This is a genomic window from Ruegeria denitrificans, from assembly GCF_001458295.1.
GTDB lineage: Bacteria > Pseudomonadota > Alphaproteobacteria > Rhodobacterales > Rhodobacteraceae > Ruegeria > Ruegeria denitrificans.
In genome coordinates this window covers 194,072-212,124 of the sequence record NZ_CYUD01000008.1, presented here as the reverse complement: position 1 = coordinate 212,124, position 18,053 = coordinate 194,072, and the positions used below count along the sequence as shown (strand labels likewise).

General features: G+C 61.6%; 19 protein-coding genes and 1 riboswitch. Of the genes, 17 read left to right on the top strand and 2 right to left on the bottom strand.

The window, feature by feature from the left end; genetic code table 11:
* Genes cobN through cobJ form a run of 5 tightly spaced genes read left to right on the top strand, consistent with a single transcriptional unit; the run spans position 1 to position 6,521 of the window.
* Positions 1 to 3,294 carry a cobaltochelatase subunit CobN gene (gene cobN, locus RUE5091_RS13855; protein ID WP_058282512.1) on the top strand — a complete coding sequence of 1,098 codons (3,294 nt, stop codon included), beginning with the start codon at positions 1 to 3 and terminating at the stop codon, positions 3,292 to 3,294.
* The gene (gene cobG, locus RUE5091_RS13850; RefSeq protein WP_058282511.1) at positions 3,291 to 4,418 is read left to right on the top strand and encodes a precorrin-3B synthase; all 1,128 of its coding nucleotides are present in this window, start codon (positions 3,291 to 3,293) and stop codon (positions 4,416 to 4,418) included. The genes cobN and cobG overlap by 4 nt, the downstream gene beginning before the upstream one ends.
* A complete protein-coding gene (locus RUE5091_RS13845) occupies positions 4,418 to 5,047 on the top strand; it encodes a precorrin-8X methylmutase (RefSeq protein WP_058282510.1) in 630 nt (209 codons plus the stop codon). Before cobG ends, RUE5091_RS13845 begins: the two co-directional genes overlap by 1 nt.
* Positions 5,044 to 5,772, top strand: coding sequence for a precorrin-2 C(20)-methyltransferase (locus RUE5091_RS13840; RefSeq protein ID WP_058282509.1), 729 nt, complete (start codon positions 5,044 to 5,046; stop codon positions 5,770 to 5,772). The genes RUE5091_RS13845 and RUE5091_RS13840 overlap by 4 nt, the downstream gene beginning before the upstream one ends.
* The gene (gene cobJ, locus RUE5091_RS13835) at positions 5,769 to 6,521 is read left to right on the top strand and encodes a precorrin-3B C(17)-methyltransferase (RefSeq protein ID WP_058282508.1); all 753 of its coding nucleotides are present in this window, start codon (positions 5,769 to 5,771) and stop codon (positions 6,519 to 6,521) included. Before RUE5091_RS13840 ends, cobJ begins: the two co-directional genes overlap by 4 nt.
* Here the strand turns inward: cobJ and RUE5091_RS13830 are convergent.
* Positions 6,494 to 7,243, bottom strand: coding sequence for a cobalt-precorrin-6A reductase (locus RUE5091_RS13830; RefSeq protein ID WP_058282507.1), 750 nt, complete (start codon positions 7,241 to 7,243; stop codon positions 6,494 to 6,496). The two genes, cobJ and RUE5091_RS13830, sit on opposite strands and share 28 nt — an antisense overlap.
* Between RUE5091_RS13830 and RUE5091_RS13825 the strand changes: the two genes are divergently transcribed.
* The 9 genes from RUE5091_RS13825 (at position 7,242) to RUE5091_RS13790 (ending at position 14,088) form a co-directional block, all read left to right on the top strand.
* Entirely contained in the window at positions 7,242 to 8,441 is a 1,200-nt protein-coding gene (locus RUE5091_RS13825; RefSeq protein WP_058282506.1) for a bifunctional cobalt-precorrin-7 (C(5))-methyltransferase/cobalt-precorrin-6B (C(15))-methyltransferase, read from the top strand. The two genes, RUE5091_RS13830 and RUE5091_RS13825, sit on opposite strands and share 2 nt — an antisense overlap.
* A complete protein-coding gene (locus RUE5091_RS13820) occupies positions 8,438 to 8,806 on the top strand; it encodes a cobalamin biosynthesis protein (RefSeq protein WP_058282505.1) in 369 nt (122 codons plus the stop codon). Before RUE5091_RS13825 ends, RUE5091_RS13820 begins: the two co-directional genes overlap by 4 nt.
* The gene (gene cobM, locus RUE5091_RS13815) at positions 8,803 to 9,597 is read left to right on the top strand and encodes a precorrin-4 C(11)-methyltransferase (protein ID WP_058282504.1); all 795 of its coding nucleotides are present in this window, start codon (positions 8,803 to 8,805) and stop codon (positions 9,595 to 9,597) included. The genes RUE5091_RS13820 and cobM overlap by 4 nt, the downstream gene beginning before the upstream one ends.
* Positions 9,584 to 10,906 carry a cobyrinic acid a,c-diamide synthase CobB gene (locus RUE5091_RS13810; protein ID WP_058282503.1) on the top strand — a complete coding sequence of 441 codons (1,323 nt, stop codon included), beginning with the start codon at positions 9,584 to 9,586 and terminating at the stop codon, positions 10,904 to 10,906. The genes cobM and RUE5091_RS13810 overlap by 14 nt, the downstream gene beginning before the upstream one ends.
* The gene (gene cobA / locus RUE5091_RS13805; protein WP_058282502.1) at positions 10,903 to 11,631 is read left to right on the top strand and encodes a uroporphyrinogen-III C-methyltransferase; all 729 of its coding nucleotides are present in this window, start codon (positions 10,903 to 10,905) and stop codon (positions 11,629 to 11,631) included. Before RUE5091_RS13810 ends, cobA begins: the two co-directional genes overlap by 4 nt.
* Positions 11,624 to 12,367 carry a precorrin-6A synthase (deacetylating) gene (gene cobF / locus RUE5091_RS13800; protein WP_058282501.1) on the top strand — a complete coding sequence of 248 codons (744 nt, stop codon included), beginning with the start codon at positions 11,624 to 11,626 and terminating at the stop codon, positions 12,365 to 12,367. Before cobA ends, cobF begins: the two co-directional genes overlap by 8 nt.
* A 43-nt stretch (positions 12,368 to 12,410) precedes the next feature.
* Positions 12,411 to 12,617: riboswitch (cobalamin riboswitch) on the top strand.
* 36 nt (positions 12,618 to 12,653) lie between these two features.
* Positions 12,654 to 12,824 carry a CbtB domain-containing protein gene (locus tag RUE5091_RS22675; protein ID WP_082643659.1) on the top strand — a complete coding sequence of 57 codons (171 nt, stop codon included), beginning with the start codon at positions 12,654 to 12,656 and terminating at the stop codon, positions 12,822 to 12,824.
* A gap of 4 nt (positions 12,825 to 12,828) precedes the next feature.
* Positions 12,829 to 13,527, top strand: a complete 699-nt coding sequence (locus RUE5091_RS13795; RefSeq protein WP_058282500.1) for a CbtA family protein — start codon at positions 12,829 to 12,831, stop codon at positions 13,525 to 13,527.
* A 66-nt stretch (positions 13,528 to 13,593) separates the two neighbouring features.
* Entirely contained in the window at positions 13,594 to 14,088 is a 495-nt protein-coding gene (locus tag RUE5091_RS13790) for a hypothetical protein (RefSeq protein ID WP_058282570.1), read from the top strand.
* Here the strand turns inward: RUE5091_RS13790 and RUE5091_RS13785 are convergent.
* A complete protein-coding gene (locus RUE5091_RS13785; protein WP_058282499.1) occupies positions 14,085 to 14,429 on the bottom strand; it encodes a DUF1636 domain-containing protein in 345 nt (114 codons plus the stop codon). The genes RUE5091_RS13790 and RUE5091_RS13785 overlap by 4 nt on opposite strands.
* 141 nt (positions 14,430 to 14,570) lie before the next feature.
* Between RUE5091_RS13785 and RUE5091_RS13780 the strand changes: the two genes are divergently transcribed.
* From RUE5091_RS13780 to RUE5091_RS13770, 3 genes are all read left to right on the top strand, one after another.
* On the top strand, positions 14,571 to 15,029 hold the full coding sequence (locus RUE5091_RS13780; protein WP_058282498.1) for a DUF302 domain-containing protein: 459 nt from the start codon (positions 14,571 to 14,573) through the stop codon (positions 15,027 to 15,029).
* 79 nt (positions 15,030 to 15,108) lie between these two features.
* Complete coding sequence (locus RUE5091_RS13775; protein WP_058282497.1) at positions 15,109 to 16,728, top strand: thiamine pyrophosphate-binding protein; 1,620 nt, start codon at positions 15,109 to 15,111, stop codon at positions 16,726 to 16,728.
* Positions 16,715 to 17,899 (top strand): CaiB/BaiF CoA transferase family protein, encoded by a 1,185-nt coding sequence (locus RUE5091_RS13770; RefSeq protein WP_058282496.1) that lies wholly within the window; start codon positions 16,715 to 16,717, stop codon positions 17,897 to 17,899. The genes RUE5091_RS13775 and RUE5091_RS13770 overlap by 14 nt, the downstream gene beginning before the upstream one ends.
* Positions 17,900 to 18,053 lie beyond the last annotated feature (154 nt).

Below are 18,053 nucleotides of genomic sequence, written 5' to 3'. Positions count from 1 at the left end.
ATGCACGTCGTCTTCCGCGAAAGCCACGGGCTCGAGGAAACCGAGACCCCGACCGACTTGGGCCAGAGCCCGGCGGATCTGGTGGTGCTGTCCTTTTCGGACAGCGACCTGGGTGCTTTCGCGGCGGGCTGGCATCGCGGCGGCGGAGCTGAGGGGCGAATGCCCACGATGCGGCTGGCAAACCTAACGGCGCTGAAACATCCCCTATCCGTCGACACTTATGTGGAACAGACGCTTGAGGGCGCGAAGGGCATCCTGATCCGTCTGATCGGTGGTGTGCCCTATTGGCCCTACGGGTTGCAGCAGGTTCTGGCGCTGGCGCAGGCCAAAGGCATCGCTCTGGCGGTTCTACCTGCCGACGGGCGCGAAGACACAAGGCTGGACGATTACTCCACCCTGCCCGCCTCGACCCTGCGCCGTTTGACGTATCTGTGCGACACCGGCGGCGAAGTTGCGGCACAGGCCGCTTTGGCGCAGATGGCTCTGGCCGCAGGGCTTTATGCTGGGCCGGTGATGGGGGCCAAGACTCTGCCGGAATGCGGCGCCTGGTGCCCGGACCGCGGCGTCATTCCAGCGGATACGGCGTTCACCCGCGACGCAAAACGCATCATTGTCACGTTCTACCGCGCTTACCTGACTTCAGCCGACACTGCCCCGGTCGCAGCGCTGATCCGCAGCCTGCGTGCGCGCGGGCTTGAGGCGGTTGGATTGTTTGCGCCATCCCTGAAAGCCCCAGCAGCAGCCGACTGGCTGCGCGAACAGGTCGTGGCCCTAGGCCCATCAGCGATCATCAACGCCACCTCATTTTCGGGCAAAGGCGCGTCTGGCACGTCCCCATTGGACGCAGCGGACGTGCCCGTTTTCCAGATTGCGCTCGCCACGTCACGCCGAAAAGCATGGGCCGAGGCAGAACGCGGGCTGTCCCCCGCCGACCTCGCCATGCATGTGGTGCTGCCCGAGGTGGACGGGCGTATAACTGGGGGCATTGCGTCGTTCAAGGAACCGGGCAAGCGCGATCCTCATCTGGAGTTTTCCCGCTTTGCCCACACGGCCGAGCCTGAACGGATCGAGGCCATCATCGATCGGGTGACTGGATGGCTGGCCCTGCATGAAAAGCCAAAGGCAGATCAAATCCAGGCATTGGTGCTGTCCACCTATCCCGGCAAGGACTGGCAGATGGCCCATGCGGTGGGTCTGGACGCGCTGGCCTCGGCCGAGGCGATGCTGTCCGATCTGCAAGGCGAGGGATATGACACCGCCCCTGCTAAGCCCATTGCCGACGCCCTGATGGACGCACGGATTTCGTGGCCCCGTGAAGCATATCTGGCGGCCCTGTCGGACCTGCCAGACCAGCTGTGCGCGGACCTCGAAACCGTTTGGGGACAGCCCGAGGACGACCCGGCCTTTACGGACGGTGCATTCCATTTCACCGCTCTGCGGCGTGGCAAAGCCTTGGTCGCGCTGCAACCTGAACGCGGCACGCCCGAGCTGCGCGATGACGACTACCACGACCTCTCGCGCACCCCGCGCCACTGCTATGCGGCGTTCTATCTGTGGCTGCGCAAAGGGCTGGGTGCGGATGCGCTGATCCATATCGGCGCACATGGCACGCTGGAATGGTTGCCGGGCAAATCGGTCGCCCTGTCGGCGACTTGCTGGCCCGAGGCGCTGATCCGTGATCTGCCGGTGATCTATCCCTTCATCGTCAACGACCCCGGCGAGGCCGCGCAGGCCAAGCGCCGGATCGGAGCCGTCACGCTGGGCCACATCCCGCCCCCAATGAAGGAAAGCGGCACACCGGACCGTATGGTGCGGCTGGAATCCCTGCTGGACGAATTTTCCAACGCTGACGGGCTGGACCCCAAGCGCCGGGAACGCCTGCAAGAAGATATCCGGGATGAGGCGCAGGCCATCGGGTTGGAAAGCGATCTGGGTCTGGATCAGGCCACCTGCACCGCCGAGGCAATCACCCGCATCGACCGCTTTGTCTGCGACATCAAGGAAAGCCAGTTCGGCGACGGGTTGCACATTTTTGGCCGCACGCCCGAAGTCACTGGCAATTTTGACCCGGCCCCTTCTGCCCAGGCCGAGCGTAGCGCCCTGATCGACGCACTGGCGGGCAAACGGATCGAGGCTGGGCCGTCCGGCTCTCCCTATCGTGGCCGTTCAGATGTGCTGCCGACGGGGCGGAACCTCTATACCACCGATCCACGTTCTGTGCCGACCCGCGCGGCTTATACACAAGGCGTGAAACTGGCCGAAGAACTGGTGCGGCGGCATCTGCAGGAAGAGGGCGATTATCCCAAGGGTCTGATCGTCGATCTGTGGGGTTCAGCCACCATGCGGACCGCCGGAGAAGAGTTTGCCATGGCGCTGCATCTGTTGGGCGTCAAACCGGTCTGGGACAAAGGATCGGAACGGGTCTCGGGCATTGAAGTGTTGCCGATCACCGATCTCAGCCGTCCACGTCTGGACGTGACCCTGCGCGTCTCTGGCCTGTTTCGGGATGTGTTTCCGACACTCTCGGCGCTGTTTGGTCAGGCCATCCGGGCCTTGTCAGATCGTGATGAAGCGGCGGACTGGAACCCTTATGCCGGGCAAGCGCCTGCCGCGCGGGTCTTTGGCCCCGCCCCCGGCAGCTATGGCGTGAACATGACACAACTGTCTGAAATCTATACGGATGAGGCTCGCGAACAGGCGGGTGAGGCCTGGTTGCAGGCAAGCTCCTTTGCGTTGGAAGGCGAGCATATTGCCCAGGACGTCACCGGCATCACCGAACGCGTCGCCAACGCAGACAGTTTTGTCCACCTGCAAGACTTGACCGAGACCGACCTGCTGCTTGCCAATGACTATGCTACGCATGAGGCCGGGTTTGCCGCCGCAAAGAAGATCACTGGCGGCAGCGCCCAGCTGTACCATCTGGACAGTACCAACCCGGACAACCCCCGCGCCCGCACCCTGCCCGAGGAAATCAGCCGCGTGGTCCATGCTCGTGCTGCCAATCCCGGCTGGATCGCGGGGATGCAACGCCATGGGTTCCGAGGCGCGGCTGAGATCGCAGCAACGCTGGATCACATGGCTTCGTTCGCCCACCTGTCCGGTACGGTCGCACCACATCTGTTTGATCTGTACCACGACGCCACGCTGGGCGACGCCGAGGTTGACGCGTTCTTGCAAGAGACCAACCCGCAAGCGCATCAGGCCATGCAGGACCGGTTCCGCGCATTGCTTGACGCCGGTCTATGGAACACGCGCCGGAACTCGATCCGCGCTGAATTGGAGGGACTGAGATGAGCGCCCCCATCGTTCAGGGCTGGTGCCCCGGCGCGCACCGTCCGATGATGTCGGGCGATGGGTTGGTGGTGCGGGTGCGCCCTCGGCTAGCGAGGCTAAATGCGGCACAGGCGCTGGGGCTGTGTGAGCTGGCTGAGCGTTTCGGCAATGGCACCATTGACCTGACCAACCGGGCCAACCTGCAATTGCGCGGCGTGAAAGACGCCGATCATCAAACGCTGTTGGCTGAACTTTCTACGCTGGATCTTCTGGACGCAGAACCCGGCATAGAAGTGCGGCGCAACATTCTGGTTTCACCGCTTTACGAAACGGGTGATCTGACAGCACGGCTGACACAATCCTTGATCCATCGGCTGGCGGAATTGCCTGCCCTACCTGCGAAATTCGGTTTTGCCATCGACACCGGCCCGGCCCGTCTTTTGGCCGCGGACTCGGCGGATATCAGAGTGGAGACCGGCCCGGACGGCCTGACCCTGCGCGCCGACGGTTGCGAGACCGGGCGCGCCGTGTCAGAGGCCGAGGCCATCGACCAACTTATCGCGCTGGCCGAATGGTTTGCCGAAAACCAAACCCCGGACAATCGCCGTATGGCGCGTGTGGTCGAAGCCCAAAGCCTGCCACAGGACTGGCAAGGCAGCCTGCCCGGCGCTGCCGGTGCGTCGCTGCAACCCGGCTCCTGTGCACTGGGCGCGCTGTATGGTGCAGCGTTCGGGCAACTGCCTGCGCGGCGTCTGTTCAGTCTGATCGAAGATACGGGCGCGTCGGCTCTGCGAGTGACCCCGTGGCGGTTGTTCCTTCTGGAAGGCGGGGCGGCGATCCCGGCCCTGGCCTTTGTTACAGATAGCACCGATCCGCTCATGACCACCGACGCCTGCCCCGGCGCCCCGTTCTGCCCGCAGGCGCAGGTAGAAACCCGTGCTGTCGCCCATGCTCTGGCATCGCGCGTCGATGGCAGCCTGCATGTCTCGGGCTGCTCAAAAGGATGCGCCCGAATGGGGCTAGCGGATGTTACTTTGGTCGGTCGCGATGGACGATTTGACCTTGTCAAACAAGGCCGCGCAGGGGATGAGCCCTGCCAAAGCGGGCTGACCCCCGAAACACTTATGACCATGGACCTGACCTGATGCCCTATGAATATGAAACCGATGGCGCGGCGATCTATGAGGAGAGCTTTGCTACCATCCGGTCCGAGGCCGACCTGGCCCGGTTCGACGCTGACGAGGAACAGGTTGCCGTCCGCATGATCCATGCCGCTGGTATGGTCGGGCTGGAAGAGTTCATTCATTTCTCGCCTGATTTCGTCTCCGCAGCCCGTACCGCTTTGGAAAACGGCGCGCCGATTCTGTGTGACGCGCGCATGGTCAGCGAAGGCGTGACCCGGTTCCGCCTACCCGCCGACAATGAGGTGATCTGCACCCTGCATGACGAGCGTGTGCGCCCGCTGGCCGCTGAGATGAGCAACACGCGCTCGGCCGCAGCGCTGGAGTTGTGGCGCCCGCATCTTGAAGGTGCAGTGGTGGCCATCGGCAACGCCCCGACAGCACTCTTTCACCTGTTGAACATGCTGGAAGACCCCAACTGCCCACGCCCCGCCGCCATCATTGGCTGCCCTGTGGGGTTCGTCGGTGCGGTCGAGTCTAAGGACGCCCTGTGGACGGCGCAACCGGTGCCATCCTGCATCATCAAAGGTCGTCTGGGCGGCAGCGCCATCACCGTCGCCGCCGTCAACGCCATCGCGAGCCGCGCGGAATGAGCGCCGGAAAGATATACGGCGTTGGCCTTGGCCCCGGCGACCCGGACCTGATGAGCGTTCGGGCCGACCGACTGCTGCGCAATGCGCGCCACGTGGCGTTTTTCCGCAAACCGGGCCGCAGCGGCCAAGCGCGGAAGATCGTCAACGGGATGATCCCTGATGGTGCGGTTGAATTCCCGATGGAATACCCCGTCACCACCGAAATCCCACTGGACGATCCACGGTACAATGAACTGCTGTTGGCCTTCTACAAGGATTGTGCCGCGCATCTGAAAACGCTGTCGGAACAAGGTGAGGACGTGGTGGTCCTGTGTGAAGGTGACCCATTCTTTTATGGATCATTCATGCATCTTTACAGCCGCTTGCGCGATAAAGCTGAAGTCGAGGTGGTTCCCGCAATCACTGGCATGTCCGGCGCATGGACAGCAACTGGCGACCCGATCACATGGGGCGACGATGTGCTGACCGTTTTGGTCGGTACTCTGCCCGAAAAAACGCTAGCTGAACGCATGGCGCAAACTGACGCTCTTGTGGTGATGAAGATCGGGCGCAATATCGACAAGGTGAAGCGGGCGCTGAAAACTGCTGGCCTGTATGACCGCGCTTGGATCGTCGAATTCGCACAGATGCCAAACCAGCGCGTTTGCAGACTTTCCGAGAATTGCGAAGGCATCACCCCCTATTTCTCGATCATCATTGTACATGGTCAGGGTCGGCGACCATGAGCGGTTGGGTCAAGATCGCGGGCCTTGGGCCTGGCAATGAGGATTTGGTAACGCCCGAGGTTTCTGCCGCATTAGTCGAAGCGACGGATATCGTCGGCTATATCCCTTATGTCGCGCGTGTGGCCGAACGCCCTGGCCTGACGCTGCACGCCAGCGACAACCGAGTCGAGATTGACCGGTCGCAGCACGCATTGCAAATGGCAGCCGAAGGGAAACGGGTGGTCGTTGTATCCTCGGGCGACCCGGGCGTGTTTGCCATGGCAGCTGCAGTTTTTGAGGCGCTGGAGAATGGTCCCGCCGAGTGGCGCGAAATTCCCATAGATGTGCTTCCGGGAATCACCGCAATGTTGGCGGCGTCAGCCCGCGCTGGGGCGCCTTTGGGGCATGATTTCTGCACCATCAACCTCAGCGACAATCTGAAACCGTGGTCGCTAATCGAAAAACGCCTGCGTCTCGCCGCGCAAGGGGATTTCGCGATGGCGTTTTACAATCCGCGCTCAAAGTCCCGCCCCGAAGGGTTTGTTAAGACGCTGGAAATCCTGCGCGAGGAGTGTGAGCCTGAGCGTCTGATCCTGTTCGCCCGAGCCGTATCCCGCGCGGACGAAGCGATCCGGATTTCAACACTCGCCGAGGCCACGCCGGATATGGCAGATATGCAGACAGTCGTCATCGTCGGCTCATCCCTCACCCGTGTGATAGAGCGGGACATCAACCCAATCGTCTACACCCCGAGGTTCACCCCGGAATGAGCCAGCCAGTCCAGAACCTGCGTCACGCTCGTCAGCTCATGCCGCTGCGGCAGGGCTGGACGATCGATCATCAGTACCGGCACGCCCAGCGCCCGCGCGGCATCCAGCTTGGCACGAGCTCCGCTGCCGCCTGCGTTCTTGGACACAACCAATTCAATTCCGTGGCGCTGCATCAGCGCCCGGTCATTCGATTCAGAAAACGGCCCGCGCGAGACAACTACCTCGCAATTCGGCATGGGCAAAGCGCCGGGTTCATCCACCAGCCGCAGCAGATAGCGATGCTGAGGCTGGGCGGCGAAATCCTCAAGGTGCATGCGCCCAACGGCCAGAAAGATACGCTGCGCCGGGCCGGACAGGGCAGCCACTGCGCCGTCGATATCAGGAACATGCTGCCAGCGATCCCCTTCCTGCGCCACCCAGGCCGGGCGGTTCAGCGCCATCAGTGGCACTCCGGCGTCGCGGCAGGCTGCAATGGCATTACGGCTCATTTGCGCGGCAAAGGGATGGGTGGCGTCGACCACATGGGTGATCGCATGGGCGCGAAGGTACCGCGACAGCCCGTCTACGCCGCCAAAACCACCCACACGAACTGGCAAGGGTTGCGGACGAGGGTTATCAACCCGTCCGGCGTAGGAATAGGTTGCCGGGATGCCCTGACTGGCCACGGATTTAGCCAGCGCGTTGGCCTCTGTGGTGCCGCCAAGGATCAGGAGATGTGTCATGCATGAAGCTCCGTGGCTGACCGTTCTGGGCTTGGGCGAAGATGGACTGGATGGCCTGCCCCCCGCAAGCCGTCAAGTGCTGGAACGCGCCAAAATCATCATGGGACCGCCGCGACACCTGTCGCTGACCCCCGACACCGCAGCGCAGAAGGTTGAGTGGCCGGTGCCTTTCGCCGATGGCCTGCCGATACTGACCGGCTTTCGGGGCCGACCGACTGTGGTTCTGGCCTCGGGCGATCCATTTTGGTTTGGCGCCGGCTCGGTCATTGCCCGAAATTTTGAAGCCGGGGAGTGGACGGCCCTGCCCGGCCAGTCGACCTTTTCCCTTGCCGCCGCGCGGCTGGGCTGGCCTCTGGAATCCACGCTGACTTTTGGCCTGCACGCGGCCCCACTGACCCGGTTACGGCCTGATCTGGCGCCCGGAGTGCGCGCCATCCTGCTGTTGCGGGACGGCAAGGCGGTGGCGGAACTGGCCACCTACCTGACCGAAACCGGTTTTGCCGACACCTGCCTGCACGTGATGGAAGCCTTGGGTGGTCCGCGCGAACGGTCGCGCAGCGTGTCGCTGACCGAAGCTCTACTGGGTGGCTTCGACCACCCGGTTTGCGTCGGGCTCGAAGTTGCAGGCGAAGGCCGTGCCTTTCCAAAAGCGTCGGGCAAACCGGACGAAATATTCGAAACCGATGGCCAGATTACCAAACGCCCGGTGCGGGCGCTGACCTTGTCGGCACTGGCCCCTCAGCGGGGCGAGCACCTGTGGGATATCGGCGGTGGTACGGGTTCGATCAGCATCGAATGGCTGATGTGTGATCCGACCCTGACGGCGACGACAATCGAACCCCGCGCAGATCGCGCCGAACGCATTCGCCGCAACGCAGATACGTTGGGTCAGGACCGGCTGAACGTTGTGCATGGCACCGCTCCTGGCTCGCTGGGGGGCCTAACCCTGCCGGACGTGGTTTTCATCGGTGGCGGCCTCAGCAACGAACTGATGGAATGGCTGCATGCGGCCCTACCCGAAGTCACACGGCTGGTTGCCAACGCGGTGACGCTGGAAAGCGAAGCGTTGCTGGCACAATGGCAGAACAAACTGGGCGGAGAGCTATTACGTATCGAATTGGCGCAAGCCTCGGCGCTCGGCCCCCGGCGCGGCTGGAAATCCGCCTTTCCCGTGGTCCAATGGAGCGTCACCCTATGATCGTCGCGGGATTGGGATTTTCGTCCACGGCCAAGTTGGACAGCCTGCGCGCGGCCTTTGACAGGGCCCGCAACGGGCAGCGCGTGGACGCGCTGGCCACGGTGGCGGATAAAGATGGCCATCCTGCACTTGTCGAGTTTGCCTCGGCCATCGCCCTGCCCCTACATTTCGTTGCGCCTGCCGATCTGGCCGGGCAACGCACACTCACCTGCTCGAACCGCAGCCGCGCCAATTATGGCACCGGCAGCGTGGCCGAAGCATCTGCTCTTGCCGTTGCCGGTTCTGGCGCGCGACTGACCTCACCCAGACAAATCTCAGACGACAGGCTGGCCACCTGCGCCATAGCCATCGGAGGACAAACATGACCGTTCATTTCATTGGCGCCGGACCGGGCGCTGCCGACCTTCTGACCCTGCGCGGACGTGATATCATCGCGTCTTGCCCGGTATGTCTTTTTGCTGGGTCGCTTGTACCCGAGGAAATTCTGGGCCACTGCCCTGAGGGCGCAAGGATCGTGAACACCGCGTCGATGGACCTGGATCAGATCATGGCCGAGATTGAGGCCGCGCATCAGACCGGTCAGGATGTGGCGCGGCTGCATTCCGGGGACTTGTCGGTCTGGTCGGCGATGGGTGAACAAATCCGACGGCTGAAGGCAATGGGCATTCCGGTTAGTGTGACCCCTGGTGTGCCGTCCTTTGCTGCAGCGGCGGCTTCACTAGGAACCGAGTTGACCTTGCCCGGTCTGGCGCAATCGGTGGTCCTGACCCGGACGCCGGGCCGTGCGTCCTCGATGCCCGAAGGAGAGACGCTTGAGAACTTCGCGCGCACCGGGGCGACTTTGGCCATTCACCTGTCGATCGGTAATCTGGACACAGTAATTGCCGATCTGACCCCCGCCTATGGCGCAGACTGCCCGGTGGCCGTGGTGTATCGCGCCAGTTGGCCGGATGAGCGGATCATCCGCGCCACATTGGATACCCTGAAAGACGCGCTGGACAACAGCATCTCGCGTACGGCACTGATCATGGTCGGCCCTGCGCTGGCAGGTGAAGGGTTTGACGAAAGCTGCTTGTATTCCAAGGATTACGACCGTCGCTATCGCCCACAAAGCGCCGATAGCCCGTGGTCAAGCTGGAGCCATGGTGATGACTAATCCTCCGGGGCTTCTGATTTCGGCCCCATCGTCGGGTACTGGGAAAACAACGGTCATGTTGGGCCTGTTGCGTGCCTTGGCCGAGGATGGGCTGACTGTGCAACCATTCAAAAGCGGCCCGGACTACATCGACCCGGCCTTTCATCGGGCAGCGGCCGGGCGGTCCTCGTTCAATCTGGACAGTTGGGCGATGGGAGATCCATTGCTGAACGCGATTTCAGCGCAGGCCGAGGGTGCAGATATCGTGGTTGCCGAAGGCTCGATGGGGTTGTTTGATGGCGTGGCCAAACCGGGTGAACTGGGCCATGGGTCTAGCGCCGAGACCGCGCAGCGCATGGGCTGGCCTGTTGTGCTGGTGCTGGATGTGGGCGGTCAGGCGCAATCGGCGGCAGCAACGGCACTGGGGTTTCGGATGTACAATCCCGACCTGCCCTTTGCCGGTGTGATCCTGAACCGGTGCGCCAGCCCCCGGCATGAGCGGCTGACGCGTCTGGGCATGGAGCGCGCCGGCCTGCCGGTTCTGGGCGTTTTGCCCCGGCGCGGAGACCTGACCCTGCCGGAACGCCATCTGGGCCTGATCCAGGCGGTTGAGCATCCCGATCTGGAAAGCGCGATTGTTGGCTATGCCGCGTTTCTGCGCGATCATGTGGATCTTGAGGCGATCAAAGTAGCGGCTTCCTCAGGCCCTAGTGGGCCATCGTCAGCCGCGCTGCCGCGCCCTCCGGCACAACGGATTGCACTGGCCCGCGATGCTGCGTTTTCCTTCACCTACCCGCATTTGCTGGAAGGTTGGCGCGCGGCAGGGGCTGAGGTTTTGCCGTTTTCACCTCTGGCCAATGAAGCACCTGCCGCGGATGCCGATCTGGTTTGGCTGCCCGGTGGCTATCCGGAACTGCATGCTGGTACGCTGGCTGCTGCCGATACGTTCCAGACCGGATTACGCAAACACGCTGAATCCAAACCCGTGCATGGGGAATGCGGAGGATACATGGCGCTGGGTCAGGCATTGATTGACAAGGAAGGTGTTCAGCATCAGATGGCGGGCCTGCTGGGGCTGGTGACCTCGTATGAAAAACGCAAGTTCAATCTGGGATACCGTCGCGCGGAATTGCTGGCTCCGATGCCCGGTTTTGCAGCCGACACGGCTTTGCGGGGGCATGAGTTCCATTATTCTTCGATCATAGAACAGCCTAACGCACCATTGGCGCGGGTGTTTGATGCTGAAGGTGCTGAAGGGCCACAAACAGGGTCGGTGCGCGGCAACGTCACCGGCACATTCTTTCACCTGATTGCCGAGGCTACGGCATGAGCGGTTTTGTATCCTTCATAGGTTCCGGCCCTGGTGACCCCGAACTTTTGACCCTGAAAGCGGTTGACCGGATGCAAAAAGCAGATGCGGTGCTGTTCGATGACCTCAGCAGCGGCCCCATCCTGAGCCATGCGCGCGACGACACCGATTTGGTGGGCGTGGGTAAACGCGCCGGGCGGCCTTCGCCCAAGCAAGATCACGTCAGCCGTCTGTTGGTTGATTACGCCAAAACCGGTGCCCGCGTGGTGCGGTTGAAATCTGGTGATGGCGGGTTGTTCGGCAGGCTGGAAGAAGAGCTGGTTGCCCTGCGCGCCGCGGGGATAGACTATGAGATCATTCCGGGCATCCCTTCGGCCGTGGCTGCTGCGGCAGCGGCAGGGATACCCTTGACACGACGCCTAACCGCTCGGCGGGTTCAGTTTGTCACCGGCCACGATGTCAGTGGTAAACTGCCCGAAGATCTGAACCTGCCCGCGCTGGCCGATCCGGATGCGACAACCGTTGTGTTCATGGGCAAACGGACCTTTCCCCTACTGGTGAAGGCGCTGCACGACCATGGCTTGCCGCTGGAGACACCTGCCTTGATGGCCGAATCCGTTTCGACGCCCGACCAGAGCCTGCACCGAGCGACCATTGGCGCGTTGTCTGAAAAACTGGAAGCTGAGATCGGCACAGCCCCGGCTCTGATCCTGTATGGCCCGTTGGCAGAGTTCGACGATGTTTGACTTGACATTGATCGGCATTGGCACCGGCAATCCGGATCACGTGACATTTCAGGGCGCGAATGCCATCCGCGATGCGGACCTGATCCTGATCCCGCGCAAGGGTGAGAACAAGGCTGATCTGGCAGGCCTGCGCGAAGAGATCATCGCCGCTGTGACCGACACACCGCCACAGATCGCCTACTTCGACATACCCAAGCGCCGGGCCGAAGATGGCTATTTGCGTGGGGTGGACGAATGGCACGACGCCATTGCTCTTCGCTGGCAAGAGGCAATCGCCGCCCACCCGAATGCGCGACATGTGGCGCTGCTGATCTGGGGCGACCCATCGCTTTATGACAGCTCACTGCGAATCGCGTCGCGGTTGGACCCTCAGCCGCAGACACGGGTGATCCCCGGCATCACCGCGTTGCAAGCATTGACGGCTGCCCATGCCATCCCGATCAATGATTTGGGCGCGCCGTATGTCGTGACCACAGGACGGCGCATCCGGGATGAAGGCTGGCCTGCAAATGCCTCAAAAGTTGCGGTAATGCTGGATGGAGAGTGTTCATTCCAATCTCTCGATATGGAAGGCTACGATATCTGGTGGGGTGCCTATGTCGGCATGAAGCAGCAGATTCTCATCAAAGGGCGTCTGACTGAAGTGTCCGAGGAAATTCTGGCCAATCGTGCCCGCTGCCGGGCTGCGCATGGCTGGATCATGGATATCTATTTGCTAAAAAAGCGTGAGATCTGACCTAAAAGGTCGCAAATGATGATTGCGCCCTTTGCAGCTTAGCGGCTAAATAAAAGCGTCTGGTCCTGCCGGAGACATCCGGATGCTAAGAGGGAATGTGGTGCGACTGCCATGGCAGCCAATTCCACAGCCGCCCCCGCGACTGTAAGCGGAGAGCCCCTGTTCAACCAGCCACTCCTGTTCTCAGGGGGAAGGCGAACAGAGGCATCGACCCGCAAGCCAGGAGACCTGCCAGGCGACAATTGAAACACCGGCCGTCGGGTGCGGCGGCAAAGGAGAATAAAAAATGGCAACACAAACGCAAACAGTATCCGCCTCGCGCGCTGGTATCCTTCCGGTCATGTTCGCGGTGGTTCTGGGTCTGGGCATCATCACCCTGACCGGTCACGTACAGGCCGCGGCGCTGCACGACGCAGCCCATGACGTGCGCCACGCGACCGGCTTCCCCTGCCACTAAGACCATGTTCAGTCGTATACTGACCAGCGCGTTGTTCGCTGGTGCTGCAGCGGGGCTGATAGCCGCCTTGCTGCAGTTAGTCTTTGTGCAACCTGTTTTGCTGCACGCAGAGCTGTACGAATCCGGAGAGCTGGTGCATTTCGGGGCCGAGGCTGTTTCGGCGCATCCGGAACTGCCGGGCATGTTCTCGGAGCTGACTCGTGACGCGCTGAGCGTCATCTTCACCATGCTGACCTATACCGGATATGCGCTGCTGATGATTGCCCTGATGTCCGTGGCCGAAGGCCAAGGCCACACGATTGATGGCCGTACCGGCGTTCTGTGGGGCCTGGCAGGGTTCATCGCCTTTCATCTGGCACCCGGCTTTACCTTGGCGCCCGAAGTGCCGGGTGTTGCGGCGGCTGACGTCTATGCCCGTCAGGTTTGGTGGTTTGCCACTGTTGGTGCCGCGCTTGTAGCGCTGTGGCTGATTGCCTTTGGCGGCAACCTAATCAGCTATGTGATCGCAGCGGTTCTGTTGATGGCACCTCATCTGATCGGCGCGCCCGAGCCGGATGTGTTCACGGGCCCCGTCCCGACCGAGATCGGCGCTTTGTTCGCCGCCCGCGCCTTTGGCATCGGGCTGGTGGCTTGGGTTCTGGTTGGTACCTTTGCCGGATATTTCTGGCAAAGCGAAGGCAAACGCGTCGAAGCGACAGCCTAATCCTCAAACATATTGACGCGCCGGGTTCTGCCCGGCGTGTTTATTTTTGTCTTCAAGGAAAGAAAAATGGCACGCTCACTTGCCCTTTTTGCAATCGGCCTAGTGTTCGGTGGTGGTGCTGGCTTTGTACTGGCGGCAGCCAATGGCGTCACTTTTGACGGCCACGATCACGGCGACCCGTCTCATCACGGCGGCACGCATGCCGAAGCAATGGCCCATGACCACTCGACCACCGTCAACCTGCCCGCAGGCGCGGATGCGCCTAGCGTCGCGATCGCGCTGACCCAAGACCCCATGGCCGGGTGGAACCTGCACGTTATGCCGCAGAACTTTCGGTTTGCTCCGGAAAACGCGTCAACAGCCGACGTTGAAGGTGAAGGCCACGCACATGTGTATATCAATGGCGAGAAACTGGCCCGCCTCTATGGCAACTGGATACATATTCCGGACCTGCCGAAGGGAGAGGTCGAGGTTTCGGTTTCGCTGAACGCAAACAGCCACAGCGCACTGACGGTCAACAATGTACCGGTCAGCGCAGCCGTGACTGTTCAGGTCGATTAAAGCGCCGGAATACGTGCGCGTAAACACATCCGAAGCCGCCCGCAGGGTCGGGCGTCTTCGATCCAACCTGCGGGGCTGTCCAGATAGGCTTTGCAGGTCGCGGCGATGTCTTCGGCATCGGAAACGACATTGACCCCCGAAAACACGTAAGACGCCCGCCCTGCGGCCTGCAGCGCCAGTGCAGTCGGTTTAGCGCAGCCACTGAAACAAGCGTGGTCCGTGACCTCGACCCGGTCATTCAATCCTGCCTGCGTCAGCGCAGTATCCACAGCCTGTTTCTCGGCCTCAGCGTCACGCGGTCCGGCACAGCTGCTGCAAATCAAAAGGCGTATCGGGTCCACGTGTGGCCTCGTGTTTGGTCGTTTGCATGTTTCTGCGGCTTTCCGGCGTTCGGCGCAATCCCGAATGCATACGGGAATGTGCGTGCGCCGCACCCGGATTTCTGGCATCACTCAGACAGTCACAATGAATGAGGCACCGTCATGCGCGCGCTTTTGGGTTTGCTCTGTCTTCTCGCCCTGCCCCTCTGGGCCGAGGAACCACTGTCAGGCTGGGCGGTTTATCCAACCGTCAAAACTTATGACGAGTTGGTCGCAGATACAAAGGCCGCTGTGAAGGACAACGGGCTGATCGTGGTCACGCAGGCTGGTCCGACCAAGGCCGCCGCTGCCCGCGGCATCATCATCCCCGGCAATCTGGTGATCGGCGCGTTCAACAATGATTTTGCCGTGCGCGTTCTGGAAACCTCGGTCAGTGCCATGATCGAGGCACCGATCCGCTTTTACGTGACCGAAAACGACGACGGCACTGCCACCCTGTCCTACAAGACGCCCAGCTTTGTCTTTGCCCCTTATGTTTATGAGGGCGGAGAGCCTTTGCGCGATATTGCCCAGGAACTTGACACAAAGTTTCAGGCAGTGGCGGAATCCGCCGTCAAATAGTCACACTGGCGTGAACCTGCTTGCGTCCGGGCGCGTCCTCCGCAATCTGCTGAACAGCGAAAATTTCGGAGCATAACGAATGCAGGACCTCTCTCCCCGCGCGGCTGACCTACTGGCCCAACGACTCTACGAGGCCGGGTGCCGCCACGCGTTTGGCATGCCGGGCGGCGAGGTTCTGACGTTGGTGGACGCGCTGGAACAGGCCGGGATCACCTTTCACCTGGCCAAACACGAAAACGCCGCTGGTTTCATGGCCGAGGCCGTGCATCACCGCGACGGCGCGCCTGCCATTCTGGTAGCCACCCTAGGCCCCGGTGCAATGAACGGGATCAACGTCGTCGCAAACGCGCTGCAGGACCGGGTGCCGATGATCGTTCTGACCGGCTGCGTCGATGAGGATGAGGCGCTGACCTATACCCATCAGGTGATGGACCACGCGCAGGTTTACCGCTCGATCACCAAGGGAACGTTCACACTAACGGCACAGGGCGCGGACGTTGTGGCGGACAAGGCGGTTTCGCTGGCCAATCAGCCGCGCCCCGGCCCGGTTCATATCGACGTACCGATCTCGGTCGCGGATACGCGCGTATCCGGAGTTAAACGCCGCCGTCTGGTCAAACCCGCTGCCGTAGCGCCCGAAGGAAACTGCGTTGAGAAAGCCCGCCGCTGGGTGGCCGAGGCCGAACGCCCCATCGCGATTGTGGGTCTGGACGTGCTCTACGACGACTCGCGCAATGTGGTGCAGGCGTTTCTGGAGCATTTCAGCATTCCCTTTGTGACCACCTACAAAGCCAAGGGCGTTGTGCCCGAGGATCACCCTTTGTGCCTTGGCGGCGCGGGGCTGTCGCCGTTGGCTGACAAGCATCTGGTGCCTTTGGTAGAACAGGCCGATCTGGTTCTGTGTCTGGGCTATGACCCCATCGAAATGCGCCCCGGCTGGCGCGAGATCTGGGACCCCGAAGACAAGCGCGTCATCGACATCTCGGCTGTGGTCAACGATCACTATATGCATCAGGCCGGGTTGAATCTGGTCGCTCACACTGGGGCCACACTGGAGGCCATCGCCAAGGGGAACCCTTCTCGGGCGACGTGGCCCGGCGGTGAGCCCGCGCAGGTCAAAGCTGCATTGGCGCAGGCCTTTCCGACCGACGACGACTGGGGCCCGGCAGCCGTGATCGCCGAAGCCCGCACTGCTCTGCCCCCTGACACGCTGGCCACCGCCGACAGCGGCGCGCACCGCATCCTGCTGAGCCAGATGTGGAATTGCCACGAAGAGCGCGGGCTGATCCAATCCTCGGCACTTTGTACCATGGGTTGTGCCGTGCCGATGGCCATTGGCCTGAAACTGGCCGATCCTGACCGCCCGGTCATCAGCTTCTCGGGCGACGCTGGGTTCCTGATGGTCGTCGGAGAGCTTTCGACCGCGGCCGAAATGGGCGGCAACCCGATCTTTCTGGTCTTTGTTGACGCCAGCCTTGCGCTGATCGAGCTGAAACAGCGTCAGCGTCAAATGGGTAAAGTGGGTGTGGACTTCGACCGCCACGACTTTGCCGCCATGGGTCGTGCGTTCGGGGGCAACGGCCACACGGTTCGGAACCGTGCCGAATTGCGCGCAGCGCTGAACGAGGCCATCAAAGCTGACAAATTCACTGTGATTGCCACCGAAATTGACCGTGGAGGATACGATGGCCGGATCTGAAGGACCATTGAAAGGCGTCAAAGTACTGGACCTCAGCCGCATTCTGGCCGGACCGACCTGCACGCAATTGCTGGGCGATTTGGGGGCCAATGTCATCAAGATCGAAAACCCGGCCAGTGGTGGCGATGATACGCGGCAATGGGGGCCTCCTTACGTTGAAGACGCTCAGGGCAACCGTTCGGACCTGAGCGCGTATTTCATGTCGACCAACCGCAATAAGAAATCCGTCGCCATCGACATCACTACGCCCGAAGGTCAGGCCCAAATCAAACGGCTGGCATCACATGCGGACATCCTGATCGAGAATTTCAAGCCGGGCGGGCTGGCGAAATATGGCCTTGATTATGCCGCGCTGTCGCAGGATTTCCCAAGCCTCGTTTATTGCTCGATCTCTGGCTACGGCCAGACTGGACCGAATGCGTCCAAGCCCGGCTATGACCTGATGGCGCAGGGCTATGGCGGGATCATGTCGCTGACCGGCGACCCCGAAGGCGCGCCGATGAAAGTGGGCGTTGGCATCGCTGATGTGATGTGTGGAATGTATGCCTGCGTTGGCATACTCGCAGCCCTGCGCCACCGGGATCAGACCGGCGAAGGCCAGCAGATCGACCTGGCATTGGTCGACACACAGGTTGCGTGGCTGATTAATGAGGGCGTGAATTACCTGACCTCGGGCAATGTCCCAAAGCGTCGCGGCAACGGGCATCCCAACATCGTGCCTTATGACGTATATGAAACCTCGGACGGTCACGTGATCCTCGCCGTGGGTAATGACGGTCAGTTCCGCCGTTTCTGCGATTTCCTCGGTCAGCCTGAGCTGGCGGATGACCCGCGCTTTGCCACCAACCCGGCGCGGCTGGAAAACCGCGATGCCCTGAATGATGTGCTGCGCCCCGCGGTTCAAACCTATGACACAGCCACCGTCATCGCCGAGCTTGAGACCCGAAAAGTTCCGGTTGGCCCGGTGCGGACGCTGGATCAGGTTTTTGCCTCGGATCAGGTCGCGGCACGGCAAATGCAGATCGCCATGCAGGCCACCCCGAGTGAGGTTCAGCTGATCGGAAATCCGCTGAAAATGTCGCGCACACCGGTCACCTATCGCACTGCCCCGCCCGAATTCGGGGCGGACACTCAGGCCGTATTGAACGCCGAGGATCCGTTCGAAGATTGAAACACAATACCTATTTCGGCGGCATGTTGCTGAAACATGCCGTTGAATCGGCGGTTTTTTTCACGTTTTACACACACAGCTTTTCACCAATTCGAGAGCAGCGGCGATACTGATACGACGCCGTCAAAGTCTCTGCTACATCGAATAGTGTAGA

Bases quoted from the DNA above. Each gene is read 5' to 3' on its own strand.
- RUE5091_RS13820 (WP_058282505.1), top strand. From the start codon at position 8,438: ATGATCGTCGCGGGATTGGGATTTTCGTCCACGGCCAAGTTGGACAGC.
- cobG (WP_058282511.1), top strand. From the start codon at position 3,291: ATGAGCGCCCCCATCGTTCAGGGCTGGTGCCCCGGCGCGCACCGTCCG.
- RUE5091_RS13830 (WP_058282507.1), bottom strand. From the start codon at position 7,243: ATGACACATCTCCTGATCCTTGGCGGCACCACAGAGGCCAACGCGCTG.
- cobJ (WP_058282508.1), top strand. From the start codon at position 5,769: ATGAGCGGTTGGGTCAAGATCGCGGGCCTTGGGCCTGGCAATGAGGAT.
- RUE5091_RS13810 (WP_058282503.1), top strand. From the start codon at position 9,584: ATGGTGATGACTAATCCTCCGGGGCTTCTGATTTCGGCCCCATCGTCG.
- RUE5091_RS13795 (WP_058282500.1), top strand. From the start codon at position 12,829: ATGTTCAGTCGTATACTGACCAGCGCGTTGTTCGCTGGTGCTGCAGCG.
- RUE5091_RS13840 (WP_058282509.1), top strand. From the start codon at position 5,044: ATGAGCGCCGGAAAGATATACGGCGTTGGCCTTGGCCCCGGCGACCCG.
- RUE5091_RS13775 (WP_058282497.1), top strand. From the start codon at position 15,109: ATGCAGGACCTCTCTCCCCGCGCGGCTGACCTACTGGCCCAACGACTC.
- RUE5091_RS13770 (WP_058282496.1), top strand. From the start codon at position 16,715: ATGGCCGGATCTGAAGGACCATTGAAAGGCGTCAAAGTACTGGACCTC.
- cobF (WP_058282501.1), top strand. From the start codon at position 11,624: ATGTTTGACTTGACATTGATCGGCATTGGCACCGGCAATCCGGATCAC.
- RUE5091_RS13790 (WP_058282570.1), top strand. From the start codon at position 13,594: ATGGCACGCTCACTTGCCCTTTTTGCAATCGGCCTAGTGTTCGGTGGT.
- RUE5091_RS13845 (WP_058282510.1), top strand. From the start codon at position 4,418: ATGCCCTATGAATATGAAACCGATGGCGCGGCGATCTATGAGGAGAGC.
- cobM (WP_058282504.1), top strand. From the start codon at position 8,803: ATGACCGTTCATTTCATTGGCGCCGGACCGGGCGCTGCCGACCTTCTG.
- cobN (WP_058282512.1), top strand. From the start codon at position 1: ATGCACGTCGTCTTCCGCGAAAGCCACGGGCTCGAGGAAACCGAGACC.
- cobA (WP_058282502.1), top strand. From the start codon at position 10,903: ATGAGCGGTTTTGTATCCTTCATAGGTTCCGGCCCTGGTGACCCCGAA.
- RUE5091_RS13825 (WP_058282506.1), top strand. From the start codon at position 7,242: ATGCATGAAGCTCCGTGGCTGACCGTTCTGGGCTTGGGCGAAGATGGA.
- RUE5091_RS22675 (WP_082643659.1), top strand. From the start codon at position 12,654: ATGGCAACACAAACGCAAACAGTATCCGCCTCGCGCGCTGGTATCCTT.
- RUE5091_RS13780 (WP_058282498.1), top strand. From the start codon at position 14,571: ATGCGCGCGCTTTTGGGTTTGCTCTGTCTTCTCGCCCTGCCCCTCTGG.